The organism is uncultured Psychroserpens sp. (genome assembly GCF_947492715.1).
Taxonomy (GTDB): Bacteria; Bacteroidota; Bacteroidia; order Flavobacteriales; family Flavobacteriaceae; genus Psychroserpens.
The window spans coordinates 112,397-128,494 of record NZ_CANLNS010000002.1; the positions used below are offsets into that span (position 1 = coordinate 112,397).

14 protein-coding genes are annotated in these 16,098 nt (G+C 32.7%); 12 read left to right on the forward strand and 2 right to left on the reverse strand.

Annotated features, from left to right (window positions below; genetic code table 11):
* The first annotated feature begins 279 nt into the window (after positions 1-279).
* The 8 genes from Q0787_RS07385 to Q0787_RS07420 all read left to right on the forward strand — a co-directional run bounded on the left by Q0787_RS07385 (position 280) and on the right by Q0787_RS07420 (position 9,518).
* Positions 280-798 carry a PH domain-containing protein gene (locus tag Q0787_RS07385; protein WP_298901670.1) on the forward strand — a complete coding sequence of 173 codons (519 nt, stop codon included), beginning with the start codon at positions 280-282 and terminating at the stop codon, positions 796-798.
* Positions 785-2,296, forward strand: a complete 1,512-nt coding sequence (locus Q0787_RS07390) for a PH domain-containing protein (protein WP_298901671.1) — start codon at positions 785-787, stop codon at positions 2,294-2,296. The genes Q0787_RS07385 and Q0787_RS07390 overlap by 14 nt, the downstream gene beginning before the upstream one ends.
* A 34-nt stretch (positions 2,297-2,330) precedes the next feature.
* Positions 2,331-2,816, forward strand: coding sequence for an ABC transporter ATPase (locus Q0787_RS07395; protein ID WP_298901672.1), 486 nt, complete (start codon positions 2,331-2,333; stop codon positions 2,814-2,816).
* Position 2,817: 1 nt separating this feature from the next.
* A complete protein-coding gene (gene serB, locus Q0787_RS07400; RefSeq protein ID WP_298901673.1) occupies positions 2,818-4,041 on the forward strand; it encodes a phosphoserine phosphatase SerB in 1,224 nt (407 codons plus the stop codon).
* Between the two features lie 22 nt (positions 4,042-4,063).
* Complete coding sequence (locus Q0787_RS07405) at positions 4,064-4,852, forward strand: PhzF family phenazine biosynthesis protein (RefSeq protein WP_298901674.1); 789 nt, start codon at positions 4,064-4,066, stop codon at positions 4,850-4,852.
* A gap of 135 nt (positions 4,853-4,987) precedes the next feature.
* Entirely contained in the window at positions 4,988-7,942 is a 2,955-nt protein-coding gene (locus tag Q0787_RS07410) for a glycoside hydrolase family 3 N-terminal domain-containing protein (RefSeq protein WP_298901676.1), read from the forward strand.
* A 12-nt stretch (positions 7,943-7,954) separates the two neighbouring features.
* Complete coding sequence (bshA, locus tag Q0787_RS07415; protein WP_298901678.1) at positions 7,955-9,091, forward strand: N-acetyl-alpha-D-glucosaminyl L-malate synthase BshA; 1,137 nt, start codon at positions 7,955-7,957, stop codon at positions 9,089-9,091.
* A 46-nt stretch (positions 9,092-9,137) separates the two neighbouring features.
* The gene (locus Q0787_RS07420; protein WP_298901679.1) at positions 9,138-9,518 is read left to right on the forward strand and encodes a hypothetical protein; all 381 of its coding nucleotides are present in this window, start codon (positions 9,138-9,140) and stop codon (positions 9,516-9,518) included.
* A 36-nt stretch (positions 9,519-9,554) separates the two neighbouring features.
* On the opposite strand, the gene Q0787_RS07425 is transcribed toward Q0787_RS07420, so the two are convergent.
* Complete coding sequence (locus tag Q0787_RS07425; protein WP_298901681.1) at positions 9,555-10,313, reverse strand: LytTR family DNA-binding domain-containing protein; 759 nt, start codon at positions 10,311-10,313, stop codon at positions 9,555-9,557.
* A gap of 88 nt (positions 10,314-10,401) precedes the next feature.
* Here Q0787_RS07425 and Q0787_RS07430 point away from each other — a divergent pair, with 88 nt between their 5' ends.
* Positions 10,402-12,234, forward strand: coding sequence for a histidine kinase (locus Q0787_RS07430; protein WP_298901683.1), 1,833 nt, complete (start codon positions 10,402-10,404; stop codon positions 12,232-12,234).
* Positions 12,235-12,397: 163 nt separating this feature from the next.
* Complete coding sequence (locus Q0787_RS07435) at positions 12,398-13,387, forward strand: hypothetical protein (RefSeq protein WP_298901684.1); 990 nt, start codon at positions 12,398-12,400, stop codon at positions 13,385-13,387.
* A 90-nt stretch (positions 13,388-13,477) separates the two neighbouring features.
* Here Q0787_RS07435 and Q0787_RS07440 read toward each other — a convergent pair whose 3' ends face one another.
* Entirely contained in the window at positions 13,478-14,290 is an 813-nt protein-coding gene (locus Q0787_RS07440; RefSeq protein ID WP_298901685.1) for a DUF1853 family protein, read from the reverse strand.
* 75 nt (positions 14,291-14,365) lie between these two features.
* On the opposite strand from Q0787_RS07440, the gene Q0787_RS07445 reads away from it, so the two are divergent.
* A complete protein-coding gene (locus tag Q0787_RS07445) occupies positions 14,366-15,487 on the forward strand; it encodes a DEAD/DEAH box helicase (RefSeq protein WP_298901687.1) in 1,122 nt (373 codons plus the stop codon).
* A 65-nt stretch (positions 15,488-15,552) separates the two neighbouring features.
* Positions 15,553-16,098: a DUF4251 domain-containing protein gene (locus Q0787_RS07450; protein ID WP_298901688.1), complete on the forward strand. Its 546-nt coding sequence runs from the start codon at positions 15,553-15,555 to the stop codon at positions 16,096-16,098.

Genomic DNA, 16,098 nt, shown 5'->3' on the forward strand with positions numbered 1-16,098 from the left:
GACTTAATCTATACTTTGTCTTGTTAGGGTTTCCTATCTCAATATAAATTCATTAAAAAAATAACTATGGCCGAAATAAATAAAAAACGCGTAATTACAGCAGCCATAATCGGCGGAATCGTGTTTTGCACTTTTGTGACTTTATTTGAATACTTTCTGCTCAACCGTGGATTTTCATGGATAAGATTAGCTTTTTATTTCCCTTTTGCTGTGCTTATGTATGGCTTTCTAACGTATAGAGCTTTTAAGAAGCAGCAGAAAAGATAATAACTATAATTTATGGGGTTTTCTAATTCGCAGATACACAACGACGCATTACCCAATGTAGAAGACGTGGAGTTACTATCAATTTCAAAACAATATCTTAAGATTATTGTTTTAAATAAGGTTGTCATGTGTCTTGCGTTTGTTAGTGTATTAGTATTAGGTAAATTCTTTGTTACAAAGGCTGGTTTTCAAGAAGGTTTTTGGTACATTTTTAGCATTATTGTTGGATTTTGTCTTCTCAATTTTGGCTTGGCTATTTTGGCATTTAAAAAGAGAAAATATGCCATTCGAGAACATGATGTTATTTATGCAAAGGGTCTTTTGATAAATTCAATTACAACTGTTCCAATTTCAAGAATACAGCATATAGAAGAATCTAGAAGTTGGTTATCTCGTCAATTTAATCTTGCAACACTTAATCTTTATACAGCTGGAGAATCTGGAAGTGATTTAAGTATTAAAGGATTGCCATATCAAGAGGCAAAGCAAATAAATGATTTTATAAGCTCTAGAATTAATGGAAACGGCTGATTTTTCGCATCCTTCTCGTCAATCAGCAAAAGGTATCATAATTATTTTTGCATTTAACGCTTTTAAATTCTTTAAGAAGTTTTTCGTGTTATTCATTGCTTTTGGCCTATCACTTGCTAAAAAGAAATCATTTGCTCATATAAATAAAACCGTTATAGTTATCAGCTTAGTGGCTATTGTGATAGGATTATTGGTGTTTGCTATTTTAAAATACCTGCATTTTAGATTTCATATTAATCAGGATGACTTCCATTTATCAACTGGCATTTTTAATAAGGATAATACGATTATTTCTAAATCCAAAATTCAAAATGTATATATAAAACAAAATTTCTTGCAGCAGCTCATAAATGTTGTTTCATTAAATATAGAAACTGCAGGTGACAATAAATCTGAAATTGAAATTCATGCATTAGATAAACCAACTGCACTTTTACTTAAAAGAGAGCTTTTTGATCAACAAGAATCTAACATACTTAGTGGGAACATTACAGGTTCGAGTGAGCAAGAGCAACAAAAGCAAGTGTTTTTTAAGGTGTCGCCTAAACGTTTACTTTTAGAAGGGGTATCTCAAAACCATCTAAAGAGCTTTGCAATTATTGCGTCTTTTGTATTTGGGTTGTACTATGAATTTAAAGACTATGTAAAAGACCTAAAAATTAGGGAGCGAATAGAGGCTATTGCAGAGTTTGATGAAACCACATTATTAGGCATATTTCTAACTAATGTAATCATTGTTCTATTTGCGGTTTTGTTTTCATTGCTGTTTTCAGTCATAAAAACATTTGTAACGAATTTTGATCTTGAAGTTGTTGAAAATCAAAAGACCATTGAGATTAATAAAGGGCTTTTAAACAAGGTATCCCTAAGTTTAACGCCTAGTAGAATACAAAATATCGTAATTAAGACTAATCGTATTAAACAGTATTTTGGGTTACATACAATGTCTGTCAATCAAGCCATGGTAAGTGCTAAACAGAAAAAGAACTTTGTTATTATTGCTTTGGAGAAATCTCAGGTTGATCATTTAATTGATAAGATTTTAAAGCATTATACCTTAGATTCAGACGTTGATAAACCAACTCAATATTACAAGCGCATTTTAGCTCTGAAGATCCTAGTAACGGCCTTATTAGTAAATATGGTTGCTTTTTTTATCTTCGGAAATGGAGCGCTCTGGGTTAATGCGTTTCTTTTGCCATTAGCTATTCTGTATGTATATTTTGGTTATAAAAAGGCCTATTATCACATTAATGATAGATTTGTCACAGTTGGTGGAGGTGTTATTGATACAACCACAAATATTCTTGAAATTCACAAAATACAGGCCGTTAAATTAAGACAGAGTATTTTTCAAAAGCGTAGACAAATAGCATCCGTTATTATTACTACGGCATCTAAGTCGGTTAAAATACCTTACGTTAAAGAAAATGATGCCAAATCGATCTATAATTTCTTATTGTTTAAAGTAGAGTCTGAAGATAAAGATTGGATGTAAAGTCGTATTTTTGTCCTCAGAAAAAGTGAAATATATGCTAGTAGATTTTAATATACTTCCTGAAGAATCACGTGTTTGGATTTATCAAGCCAACCGATCTTTTACAGAGGAAGAGCTTTCAGGAATTAAAGAAAAACTCAATATTTTTATTGAGAATTGGACTGCACACGGAAGTGATTTGCAATCTGGTTATACAATTGAATATAAACGATTTATAGTTATTGGATTAAACCAAAACTTAAATAATGCTACAGGGTGTAGTATAGATGCTTCTGTACATTTTATTCAACAGCTAGAAAGAGACTATAACGTTGATTTAATGGATAAAATGAATGTGTCATATAAACAAGGAGAATACGTAGCTCATAAGTCACTACTAGACTTTAAAAAAATGGCAAAAGATAAGGCCGTTTCAAAAAAGACGATTGTGTTTAACAATCTTGTGACTAACATAGCTGAATTCAAAGAAAACTGGGAAGTTCCAGCAAGCGAAAGTTGGCATAGTAGATTTTTGAAATAGTATGGCGAAGGACATCTTTTTATTGAACATTTCTGGGCAAGATAAGCCAGGCTTAACGTCCAGTTTAACAGGCGTTTTAGCAAACTATAAAGCGAAGGTATTAGATATCGGTCAAGCAAACATCCATGACACATTATCTTTAGGTTTTTTATTTGAAATTGAAGCTGGGAATAATTCAGCTTCGGTTTTAAAAGATTTATTGTTTAAGGCTTATGAACTGGGAGTTACGGCCAAATTCACACCTATTTCCTTAGATGATTATGAGCGTTGGGTGCAATTACAAGGTAAAGATCGTTATATCATTACCATATTGGGAGAGACATTAACTGCCGAGCAAATATCAAAAGTTACTAATGTTATTTCCGAACGTAATTTAAATATAGATGCTATTAAGCGGCTAACAGGGAGGACTTCACTTAGAAAAGAAGAAGAATATCCTCGTGCCTCCATAGAACTTTCTATTCGTGGGAAAATTGACTGTAAGGTAGACTTTACCGAAAAATTTATGCAGATTTCAAAAGAGTTGGATGTAGATATTGCTTTTCAAGAAGATAATATCTTTAGACGTAACAGACGTTTAGTATGTTTTGATATGGACTCTACACTAATTCAGGCAGAAGTCATTGATAGATTAGCTGAAATAGCTGGAGTTGGAGATGAAGTAAGAGCAATTACAGAATCTGCCATGCAAGGCGAAATTGACTTTAATGAGAGTTTTATAAAGCGAATGAAACTTTTGAAAGGGCTAAAAGAGGAAGTGTTACATGACGTAGCGGTTAATTTACCTATTACCAAAGGAGCAAAACGACTTATTGATACATTAAAGAGTTACGGATTTAAAACAGCTATTTTATCAGGTGGATTTACATATTTCGGAAACTATTTAAAAGAAAAATTAGGAATGGATTATGTCTATGCCAATCAATTAGAAATCGTAGATGGTGTTTTGACAGGAAGTTATATTGGAGACATTGTTGATGGCGATAAAAAAGCCGAATACCTCAAAGAAATTGCAAAAATGGAAGGCATAGACATTGGTCAAACTATTGCAGTTGGAGATGGCGCGAACGATCTACAAATGCTCAATTTGGCTGGTTTGGGTATAGCGTTTCATGCTAAGCCAAAAGTAAAAGACAATGCGCAAAGTTCTATTTCTAGTATTGGGTTAGATGGTGTGCTTTATCTTTTAGGATATCATGATAGACATATAGATTTGATAGAGTAATTACCTTAAATAAACACGGTAAATGAAATTAGATATATACCAAATTGACGCATTTACGAGTGAGATTTTTAAAGGAAATCCAGCTTGCGTAGTGCCGTTGAAGCAATGGTTACCGGATGATGTCTTATTAAATATTGCAAAAGAAAATGCTGTTGCAGAAACGGCCTTTTTTGTTGAAAAAGAAAATAAGGTGCATTTAAGATGGTTTACTCCAGATATTGAAATGGATTTGTGTGGCCATGCCACCCTGGCAACGGCACATTGTTTAAAGACCATTTTAAACTATCAGAGTGCTACAATCAATTTTGAAACAGCTAGTGGCAATCTGGTAGTATTGTGTAAGGATGATAGCTATTATTTAGATTTTCCTTCCCGAATGCCAATACAATCAAAACTGCCAGAAAACATTTCTAAAGCCCTTAATATCCAACCAATGGAAGTTTATAAATCTAGAGATTATGTTTTGGTTTATAAATCTGAAGAAGATGTAAAAAACATCACGATTAACAGACAGTATTTTGACGAAATTAATCTTGATCCTGGCGGCGTTATTGTAACAGGCCCAGGAGATCAAAGTGACTTCGTATCTCGTTTTTTTACACCTCAGGCATCCATATTAGAAGACCCTGTAACGGGCTCTGCACATTGTTCTTTAATTCCATTTTGGTCAACACGTCTTAAAACGAAAGAGTTGTCGGCCATTCAAGTGTCAGAACGAAAAGGTATTTTAAAATGCAAGGATAATGGGAATCGCGTTTTAATTAGCGGTGAGGCAAGGACATATTTAATTGGTCACATTTGGATTGCATAATTAAATTGCGCTCTATTTTTTGTTCACAACCTAGTTTATAAATCTATCTTAAAGTCTTTTATACTTAATACTAAAATACTATTTTGGCATAGTTTTTAGTTCTAAATTAAGAACATATCAAAAGACCTTTAGTTTATGCGTTATATATTGTCCCTCCTTTGCATTCTTACAATTGCCGTACCTGCCTTTTCACAAGATGCTGGTCATCCGTTAGCGCATGAAAATCTTGAAGCTCAGCAAAAATGGGTTGACAGTGTTTATAACGGTATGAGCTTAGAAGAAAAAGTAGGGCAATTATTTATGGTTCGGGCATTTTCAAATAATAATAAAAGCAATGAAGCTGAAATTGCAAGACTTATTAATAACAATCACATTGGAGGTTTGATTTTTTCTAAAGGTGGGCCAATTAGACAAGCAAAACTTAATAACCAATATCAAGCGATCTCTAAAACACCATTGTTAATTGGAATGGATGCAGAATGGGGCTTGAGTATGCGTTTAGATTCAACCTATGCATTTCCTTGGAATATGACGCTTGGGGCAATTAAAGACAACAAGCTGGTAGAACGAACAGGTTATCATATTGGAGAACATTGTAAACGTATTGGTGTTCATTTTAATTTTGCTCCTGTTGTAGACATAAACACCAATCCGAAAAACCCAATTATTGGTAATCGCTCATTTGGGGAGGATCGCGATAATGTAACAGAGAAAGCCTCAGCCTTTATGAAAGGCATGCAAGAAGCAGGAGTATTGGCTAATGCAAAACATTTTCCTGGACATGGAGATACAGATAGTGATTCTCATAAAACCTTACCTACAATTAATTTCAACGAAAAGCGAATAGATTCAATAGAATTGTACCCTTATAAACAGTTAATAAAAGAGGGACTATCGAGTGTAATGGTTGCACATTTAAATGTTCCGAGTTTAGAACCGCGTTCAGGGTTTCCATCGTCTTTATCGACTCATATTGTTTCAGATATACTGAAAGATTCTTTGGCTTTTAAAGGGCTAATTTTTACTGATGCTTTAGAAATGAAGGGCGTTTCAAATTACAGCACTCCTGGAGAAATTGACTTAGCTGCATTTCAAGCTGGGAACGATGTGCTTCTTATTTCCGAAGATGTTCCGAAGGGAATTGCTAAAATTATTGAAGCTTATCATACAAAAGAGATTACAGAAGAACGTTTAGCCCACTCTGTAAAGAAGATTTTAATGGCAAAGTATAAGGTAGGTTTAGATAATTATAAGCCTATTGGAACTACGACTTTGGTTGCTGATCTAAACCGACTTCAAGATGATGTGCTATACGAGGAACTTTTAGAGAATGCAATTACAGTGTTAAAAAATAAGTCGGAACTTTTACCACTTCGCAATTTGGAAACTAAAAAAATCGCTTATGTTGAGTTAGGAGATGATACAGGCTCTGCCTTTTATGATGAACTTAAAAAATACACTAAGGTTCATAAAGTTAAAGCAGATAAGTTAGATGAACTTATGACGAAACTTCAAAACTACAATACGGTTATTGTTGGATTTCATAAGAAAAACGAAAACCCATGGCAAGGTTACAAGTTCAAGGATAAAGAATTGGTTTGGCTTTACGAAATTGCAAGAACGAATACGGTAATTTTAGATGTGTTTGCAAGACCTTATTCTTTACTAGACTTGTCTAGTATAGAAAATATCGAAAGCATTGTAATGAGCTATCAAAATAGTAGCGTTTCACAACAGAAATCGGCACAGTTAATTTTTGGAGCAATTCCTTCTAAAGGGATGCTTCCAGTCTCATTAGGAGATCATTTTAAAGTAGGCGAAGGGCTAGCATATAATGGTATTTCATCACTAAGTTATGGTTTACCAGAACGCGTTGGAATGAGTTCAGAACGACTAAAACGAATTGACTCTGTCGCCAATTATGCTGTAGACAATAAGATGACGCCTGGCATACAATTATTAATTGCTAGAAAAGGAAAAGTAATTTATAATAAAAACTTTGGAAAACACACGTACAAAGGAAAGGAAAAGGTAAAGTTCGAGGATGTTTATGATGTTGCGTCTTTGACAAAAATTCTTGCGACCTTACCATTGCTAATGGAACTTGAAGAAAAGAAGGCCATATCATTGAATACAAAATTGTCTAGAATATTACCTGAATATGCCAACTCAAATAAAAAGAATGTCACCATTAAGCAAATGCTATCACATTATGCGCAATTGCGTCCTTGGGTACCTTTTTATGTGTCAACTTTAGATACAGTGACTAAAAAACCATTGGCAAAATATTATAGAAGAACAGCATCTCCGCGATTTAATATTAAAGTGGCTGAGAATATGTTCTTGAGACATGATTACCCAGATTCTATTCAGAAAATAATTGTAGAAACAGACCTGTTATCTCGATTGCGTTATCGTTATAGCGATTTGCCATATTACATCCTAAAAAAATATATTGAAGGTTATTACGATACACCTTTAGATCAATTAGCACAACAACATTTTTACCAGTCGTTGGGAGCTAATTATACCACCTATAACCCTTCAACTAAATTTAGCGACAAACACATTATACCAACTGAAGTAGATGATTATTTCCGCTATCAAGAAGTACATGGTTATGTACATGATATGGGAGCAGCCATGCAAAACGGTGTTGGCGGCCATGCTGGTGTATTTAGTAATGCAAATGATGTCGCTAAGATTATGCAGATGTATCTTCAAAAGGGTTTTTATGGTGGAAAACGCTATTTAAATGCCGAAACCATAGATAAGTTTAATACCTGTCATTATTGTCATAAAAATGTAAGGAGAGGGGTTGGTTTCGACAAACCACAACTGGGAGATGAAGGACCAACCTGCGGTTGTTTATCAATGAAGAGTTTTGGACATTCTGGATTTACAGGAACTTATGCTTGGGCAGATCCAGATGAGGAGATCGTTTATATTTTCTTAGCAAATAGAACGTATCCAAAAGCAGGGAAAAATTTGTTGCTAAGAGAAAATATTAGAACTGAAATACAGCGGTTAATTTATGAAGCTATTATTGACGATGAAACCGAAAATGATATCGCTGAAAACCAACATTAGAAATAAAATTATATGCGAATAGGAATAGTTTGTTACCCTACATTTGGAGGTAGTGGAGTTGTAGCCACAGAATTAGGATTAGAGTTATCTAAACGTGGGCACGAAATCCATTTCATTACCTATAGTCAGCCTGTTAGGTTAGAGCTACTTAGTAACAATGTACATTATCATGAAGTTAATGTACCAGAATATCCGCTGTTTCTTTATCAGCCTTATGAATTGGCCTTATCTAGTAAATTGGTAGATATGGTTAAACTTCATAAGATTGAAGTGTTGCATGTACATTATGCGATTCCGCATGCTTATGCTGCATATATGGCAAAGAAAATGTTACAGGAAGAAGGTATTTATGTACCAATTGTGACAACGCTACATGGAACCGATATTACACTTGTTGGAAGTCACCCATTTTATAAACCAGCCGTTACTTTTAGTATTAATAAATCTGATGCGGTTACCTCTGTATCACAAAGTTTAAAGGACGACACCTTACGATTATTTGATATAAAAAAGGAGATTAATGTCGTACCTAATTTTATTGATTTAGTGAAGTACGAGCATCAATTTACTGATTGCAAACGTGCCATGATGGCCAATGTTGATGAAAAAATAATTACACATATTAGTAACTTTAGAGAGGTTAAACAAATTCCTGATGTTATTAAGATATTTTACAATATCCAAAAAGAAATTCCTGCAAAACTTATGATGGTTGGTGAAGGTCCTGAGCGAGAACCTGCAGAACGTTTATGCGCCGAATTAGGAATTAGTGATAAAGTGGTATTCTTTGGAAATAGTAATGAAATTGATAAAATTCTCTGCTTTAGTGATTTGTTCTTGTTGCCATCTTTAACTGAAAGTTTTGGATTGTCTGCTTTAGAAGCAATGGCATCTGGTGTTCCTGTAATTTCAAGTAATACGGGAGGAATTCCTGAAGTTAATGTTCATGGTGTTTCAGGGTTTTTGAGCCCTATTAACGACATTGAGGATATGTCTAAAAATGCACTTTATATTTTAAAGGATGATACTTTATTGGCAGAATTCAAAGCCAATGCTAAAGCAACTTCAAAGAAATTTGGCATACACGCAATTGTACCTCAATATGAGGCTATTTATGAAGACACATTAAAAAAATGCTTGATATTGTAATGTCTTTAGTATGAAATAACTAAGACTCCTTTTCTGTTCTTTTATTTTGTTATCAAGCTGTATATCAAAATCATCAACAGATGCGGTAAGTACTTTTGAGTACTGGACGAAAGCAGCAGTACCAAAGGGTTTTGTGCTTTTGAATGGCGAATATTACCAATCACCACATTTTACTTTAGAATATGAAGTTTTTTTAAAGTTTAAGCCAACAAAACAGTGGTGGTATAGTTTTAAGGAACAAAATCAATTAGTATTAACAACTCCAGAAGATGATGACATGTGGATTGAAATGACTCGTCCGTTAGATTGGTTTAGACCTGGCGATAGGTTTATAGAGTATAGACTGCCAGATGAATGGAATCGGTCTCGTTATTTTATAGATTATGAAAAAGGTATTTGCTATGTCTATGAGACTTTAGGGATGTAGCCTAACTATTGATTAAAAAAATATTAGTAAATCAAATTAGATACTTTTTAAAAACAGATTGATTTGATTTAAAATCTGACTCCTATTTCTTACGGAAATAACTTCTTCCATATTATTTGATAGTAAGAGCTTTGACTTTTTTTGAATACCCAGAACATGGGATAAATTAACCAAAACAGACCGGTGAATTCTTAGAAATTCTTTGCGAATTAATAGATCTTCAAAGTGTTTTAGAGACCCTTGAGCCAAGAAAGTTTCATTATTATCTGTGTAAAACTTGGTATGATTTCCGTCTGCAACACATTTTATTATGGAATCTATCTTAACAATTTTTTGATTTCTACCTACGTCAAGAATTATTTTAGATTTTTTCTCATGAATAAATTCATTAAAAAACTGGAATTTATGTAAAGTGTATAAGCGTTCTTTTAATTTTAAATAACGATGAAGTGTTTTTGACAATATAATTTCATCAATAGGCTTGTCAATAAAGTAAAAAGCAAAGTGATCCATCGCTTTTTTAAGATATTGATTATGACCAGTAATAAAAATAATCTCAAAATCTTGATATTTAGACGATTTTAAAACATCAAAAATAGTTCCATCAAGGAGTTCAATGTCGGCAAAAATTAGCTCAGGTCTTAATGTGTCAATTAGATGTATTGCCTGACCAACATCTTTGGCTACACCATTGATTTTGAATTTATTAAAATTTATTTCAAGAAAATGATTTAGAAAATTAACGGCATCAGAATCGTCTTCAATTATTATGGAATTAATAGTATATTTGCTCACTACCCTCTATTATCAAATTTTACATAAAGAAATAAAATTAATCATTAAAAGAGCACTGTTTCTATATTGTTTTTTGTTAAATTTTTTGATGTTTTCCCAATCGGAAAAAATCAATCAACATTACGTTGACACACTATTAATAGAACCTATAGATTCATTGCAGGTTTCCAATTTTAAAAACATCTTACTATCTAATGACGAACTTAAAGGATGGACTAAATATTATGCTCACAAAAGTTTTTTATGTTTAAAACAATCTAAAAGAGATTCTGCATTATTTTATTCAGAAAAGACAATAGATGTTTATAATAGTGATGAAGCTGGATATACGTATGCAGAAAGGTCATTACAACGTGCATATTATGTTGGTGGTTGGATACATAAAAGACGTAAGAACTATAATGAATCGTTAAACTTCTTTCTAAAATCTCTTGATATTCATAGAAAATACCCTGATCATTATAAAATTGAAGTTTATATATTGACATCCATTGCCGAGATACACCTTGCCATGGGTAATCCCGAATTATCTTTAAGATATCAGAAGCAAATAGAAAAAGACTCGCTTTATAAAACCTCCTATCAAGCGGCTAATTTGTTTAATCAAATAGGCATTTTATATGGGTATTTGGATCAAAGAGATTCTTCAAAAATTTATTTGCATAAATCATTAAAATACGAGTCTGATCGTAGCGGTTTAGCTGCTTACACCAATTTGGGCGAGCTTTTTTATAAAGAAGAACAAATGGACTCTGCAATACATTATTTTAGCATTGCTAAGCGAATATCAGATACAATTGACATCAGTTCCTTGAGGGCAGATTCTAAGGTTTTTGCTCAGACAAATTATCATTTTGTAGATATTTATAACAACAAGCATGATAAAGAAACAATTAATGTATTAACTCGCATCGTTGATTCTGTTACTAGTTTAAAAAAGGTAGATAAAGAAGATAGAGACTTTGTTCTAAATGTATTGGATTACCTTATACTAGCTTACGAAAAAGAAAGGCGGTTTAAAAAAGTTAAAGAAAGTTATAAAAAGAAATTTGATGTAGTCACGCTTTTTAATCAAGAATTGTTTAAAGAAGATCTGCAAAAGATTGAGGTTGGCTATAAAACTAAACTTAAAGAAGAACAAATATCAAATTTAGAGCAACTTAATAATTCTCAAAAACAAAAATTAGATCAACAAAAAATTACGGCTATTGTATCTATTTGCTCTTTGTTTTTAGGGGTGTTATTAATTATTGTGCTGTATAAGCGAAAGACATTAAAGGATAAATATGAAAAGGTAAATTTAGAACAACGTTTGTTATTGTCTCAAATGAATCCTCATTTTACTTATAACGCTCTCAATTCTGTATATAATTTGTTGGATGTTAATTCAAAAAAGGCAAAAACGTATTTATTGAGTTTTTCTAAGCTACTGAGAAGTGTTTTAGAAAACTCTCGTAAGGATTTTATTTCTTTAGAAGAAGAAATAGAGACACTAGATAATTATTTAGTATTAAAATCCAAATTGATGGCGAAATTTGAATATGTCATCAATTGTGAACTTACTATTGCTGATATTTTTATTCCGCCAATGTTAATTCAACCCTTTGTAGAAAATGCAATTATTCATGGTATTAGCGCATTGAAAGAGAGCGGCAAGATTGAGATTACTTTTAGTGTTTCTGAAGATAATTCTCAAATTTTGAAGTGTATCATTGTTGATAATGGGGTTGGCTATGCCAATGCAATTCATAAAAAATCAAAAAACAAGCCTTCTATATCTTCCGATATCGTTAATGATAGATTAAAAATCTATGGAGATAAGTTTAAAGTTAATGCTAATTTTCAAATTGTTGATCTCAAAGAAAATGGAGTAGTGTCGGGAACAAAAGTTATTTTAGAAACACCTATTATAAAAGAATAATTTATCCTTAACTAGCTTCATAATAAAGACTTATAAGTTACATTGCTACGTTTAAACTTTAAACGTCTACGTTCAGAATATATATTTTTTCAAATTTTAAGTTAACAGTACTATTGTTAAATATTTAAATCAAACTTAATATTAACACAAGAAACTTTTAAAAATGAAAAAAACACTTATTTATGGCGTGCTATGTCTCGCACTTTGCTTTTCATGTAACGATGAAATTGACACTCAAGAAACCCCATTATCAAACGAACTAAACCAAAACCGAATGCTATCGTTTGAAAGTATGGACGATTTAAAAAATACGCTCGACCAGTTTAGTACATTTAATTCAAACGAAGATTATGAAAATTGGTTGTTACAGCAAGATTTTAAATCTCTTTATAGTTCTGATGTGGTATCCATAGAGGAAAAAGACAATACGCCATATACCTTTTTATTTATTCTAAATGAAAACAAAGAATTTAGAGTTGGTGACAAAATCATTACGTATTCAGACAATCTTTTTTACGAGAATAGTATTGATGAATCTGGACATACAATTAAAGAAAATAATGTTATCGGTCACTTTGAACAAGAATTATCCGAAGTAGGAGAAACAGAACTATCAGGTAACGAAAATAGGTTAATAAGTATCACAAATGGTTCTGAATATAAACCATCATCTGCTTGGAGAGAATTTACGAGACAAAAATATTTGACTAACAATTGTAGCGGACTGGTTTACAAGAGTTTGAAGTATAGATTGATTCATTATTTAGCTGTCGAGAGTGTTACTATTGGCGCCTATACAACGTCTAATCTTAATTTTAGATTACGAATGAGTTATAAAACGAGTTCAGGATGGAAATATAACAATACATCAACTGGTAGATTATATGATGTGAACTTGTCTGGGTTTGCACTTATAAGGTTACAAAACACAGCAATACCTGGTACTACTAAATATTTTACTTTAGATGAGCAAAACGGCTGTTTTAATGCGTACAAAGGAACAAAAACATTCCCAATACATAGCTACACATATTTAACAGGGATACCAAATCTATCGTATTATAAATGGGACATAAATATTGCGGGTAGTGTAAAGCACCAAGTTAATGGCGATAAAATTCAAAATATTTTTGATACCACAATTAATTGGTAAAACTTCTTTAACTATCAATTTTAATCTATTTAGTGGGAGTTAATAACTCCCACTTTTTATGTGAAAAAACTATAGTTCAACTCTTTAATTTTACCACCACAACAAAAAACATTTCGATAAGTCTTGGCTATCGTTTTTAAGCCAAAACAAAGGTGATTGTTGGTTATTGAGATAAGTTGAAGCACTGTCCTTAAATCGTTTATAATCTAGCCATTCTATCGTATCACTAGGGTCAAGAAACCAGTCGAGTTTAGGAGGTATGTAGAATACACAATTTTGAAACAGCTCTAGTTCGTAATGGTGTATGTAAAACCCATAAACACACTCTTTATTTAAATTTTCAAAATTCACACTCTTGTTGTATGGTACAAAAAGTTGTGCTTTAAAAAGTACCTGTTGCTCAAAATTTAAATGGTCAAGTTTTAACTGAGACAAGGTACTACTACACTCACTAGAATAGAGTAGAGGCAACTGCTTTTGTTTTAGTTTATTCAGTTTCTCAATAAGACTGTCTTTTCTATTAGGACCAATCCAGCAATCAATTTCCGTTCGGCCTAACGTGTCATCATACACATAAAACTTGTAAACGATTTCAAGATGTATTGGTTGTTTATCTTTGCGGATTAAAACATCTAATTCGCCGAGTGTTTGGCTACCTTTTTGAATTTGAATATTCTCTGCCAATAATGTAATTGTTGGGTCGGTTTCTAACTGATTAAAAACAAATTGTTCGGCCAATTGCCCTAATCTAAGTTGACGCTCTAATGTCCGAAGAAAAGGGAAAGATGTGGTTATTGGAATGTCAAATTGCACGAGTTCGGAAACCAAGTTGTTTTTCCAAAGCAATGGCGTTTTGCAATACGATTGGTAGAGGTTTTGGAGATGTTTTGGTTCGATGTGCATGTCACGTCGAAATTACGAATATTAATTCTGAAAGATTACAGAATAACAATACCTTTGTGCGATAATAATAAAATTATGGATAAGACATTTTTCGATTTAGGAATTTCAAAACCTTTTATAAAAGGTTTAAAAGAACTCGAAATAAAAACACCAACACAAATACAGGAAGAAGCCATACCTGTATTGTTAAAAAATGATACCGATTTTATAGGTTTAGCCCAAACAGGAACTGGTAAAACAGCAGCTTATGGTTTGCCTATACTTGAGAATATAAACCCAAAAGAAGATCACGTTCAGGCTTTAATATTGGCGCCTACGCGAGAATTAGTGCAACAAATACAAAAGCAGCTGTTCAAGTTTACAAAATATTGTGACGCAAAGATTTTTTCTGAAGGTGTCTATGGTGGAGAAAAAATGGATATCCAATTAAAACGCTTACAACGAACTACGCATGTTATTGTCGCTACTCCAGGACGTTTATTAGATTTTATTGAACGCGGTGAAGTGAATATTAAACAAATTGAGACTCTAGTTTTAGATGAGGCAGATGAAATGCTAAGCATGGGTTTTAAACAAGATTTAAACAAGATCTTAAAATATACAACAGGAACAAGACATACTTGGTTGTTTTCGGCAACGATGCCAGAAGAGATTCAAAAAATTATACGAACCTACATGTCTTCGGATGCTGTTAGAGTTGAAATAGACAGAAATAGTATTGTAAACGCAAATATTTCTCATCATTATATTGTAACGTCTATAAAAGAAAAGGCCAACATTATCACGAGATTATTAGATGGTTATAATAATGATAGAGGCATTATTTTTTGCAGAACAAAGGCAGGAACAAACCAGCTTACTGAAATTTTAAAGAATGAAGGGTTTTCAGTAGACGCCCTTCAAGGGGACATGCAGCAAAAGGAGCGTGATAAAGTGATGAGAGCGTTCAAAAATGAATCGTTACAATATTTAGTATCTACTGATGTTTCTGCGAGAGGTATTGACGTCAATAATCTGGCATTTGTTATTCACCATCAGTTGCCAGATCAATTAGAATATTATACACACAGAAGTGGTCGAACAGCTAGAGCTGGAAAAACAGGAGAGTCCATTGCCTTAATTATTTCAGGAGAAGAACAAAATATTCAAGGGATTCAAAAAACGCTAGGCATAAAGTTTAAGCAAAAGACTTTATAAAATGTTAAAAAACAACTAGATAACACACTTTATTCGTATCTTAAAGGCACTAAAATCATATTGCTATGAGAGCTAAATATTTAATCACACTTTTTATTAGTTGTTTTTTGTTATCCTGTAGTTCTACAAAGACAAGTATCTCACAAGAGCAAATAGATGTCTTAGATGCTTTGGTTGCAGGGAAATCATTTATTATCAAATCAGATTATGCGATTCCGCAATCTTCTAGTGGTTTACAGGCACTTCAAAATGCAGGTTTATTAGCACCTGGCGATGCCAATGCTGGTCGTTTTAGTCTTATAGGAAATCCTAATCATCTCAAATTATCTAACGATGATATAGATTCTTATTTACCATATTTTGGAGAACGTCAGATGGTTACTAGTAGAACAGGGAATGGGAGCATAGAATTTAAAAATGGTATTAAAGATTACGAAGTTTTAAAACGTGATAACAACTCTTATGTTATAAAATTTAAGGCTAAAAGTCATAATGAAAACTTTAATGTTGTTGTGACATTGTTTCCTAGTCTAAGAAGTGAGATCATGCTTAAAGGCGCCAAACGATTTCCTATTCGCTATACAGGTAAAGTTGAGCCTATTTCGGAATAA

Coding starts and splice junctions, on each gene's coding strand:
- Q0787_RS07385 (WP_298901670.1), top strand. CDS start 280: ATGGGGTTTTCTAATTCGCAGATACACAACGACGCATTACCCAATGTA.
- Q0787_RS07390 (WP_298901671.1), top strand. CDS start 785: ATGGAAACGGCTGATTTTTCGCATCCTTCTCGTCAATCAGCAAAAGGT.
- Q0787_RS07395 (WP_298901672.1), top strand. CDS start 2,331: ATGCTAGTAGATTTTAATATACTTCCTGAAGAATCACGTGTTTGGATT.
- serB (WP_298901673.1), top strand. CDS start 2,818: ATGGCGAAGGACATCTTTTTATTGAACATTTCTGGGCAAGATAAGCCA.
- Q0787_RS07405 (WP_298901674.1), top strand. CDS start 4,064: ATGAAATTAGATATATACCAAATTGACGCATTTACGAGTGAGATTTTT.
- Q0787_RS07410 (WP_298901676.1), top strand. CDS start 4,988: ATGCGTTATATATTGTCCCTCCTTTGCATTCTTACAATTGCCGTACCT.
- bshA (WP_298901678.1), top strand. CDS start 7,955: ATGCGAATAGGAATAGTTTGTTACCCTACATTTGGAGGTAGTGGAGTT.
- Q0787_RS07430 (WP_298901683.1), top strand. CDS start 10,402: ATGTTTTCCCAATCGGAAAAAATCAATCAACATTACGTTGACACACTA.
- Q0787_RS07435 (WP_298901684.1), top strand. CDS start 12,398: ATGAAAAAAACACTTATTTATGGCGTGCTATGTCTCGCACTTTGCTTT.
- Q0787_RS07440 (WP_298901685.1), bottom strand. CDS start 14,290: ATGCACATCGAACCAAAACATCTCCAAAACCTCTACCAATCGTATTGC.
- Q0787_RS07445 (WP_298901687.1), top strand. CDS start 14,366: ATGGATAAGACATTTTTCGATTTAGGAATTTCAAAACCTTTTATAAAA.
- Q0787_RS07450 (WP_298901688.1), top strand. CDS start 15,553: ATGAGAGCTAAATATTTAATCACACTTTTTATTAGTTGTTTTTTGTTA.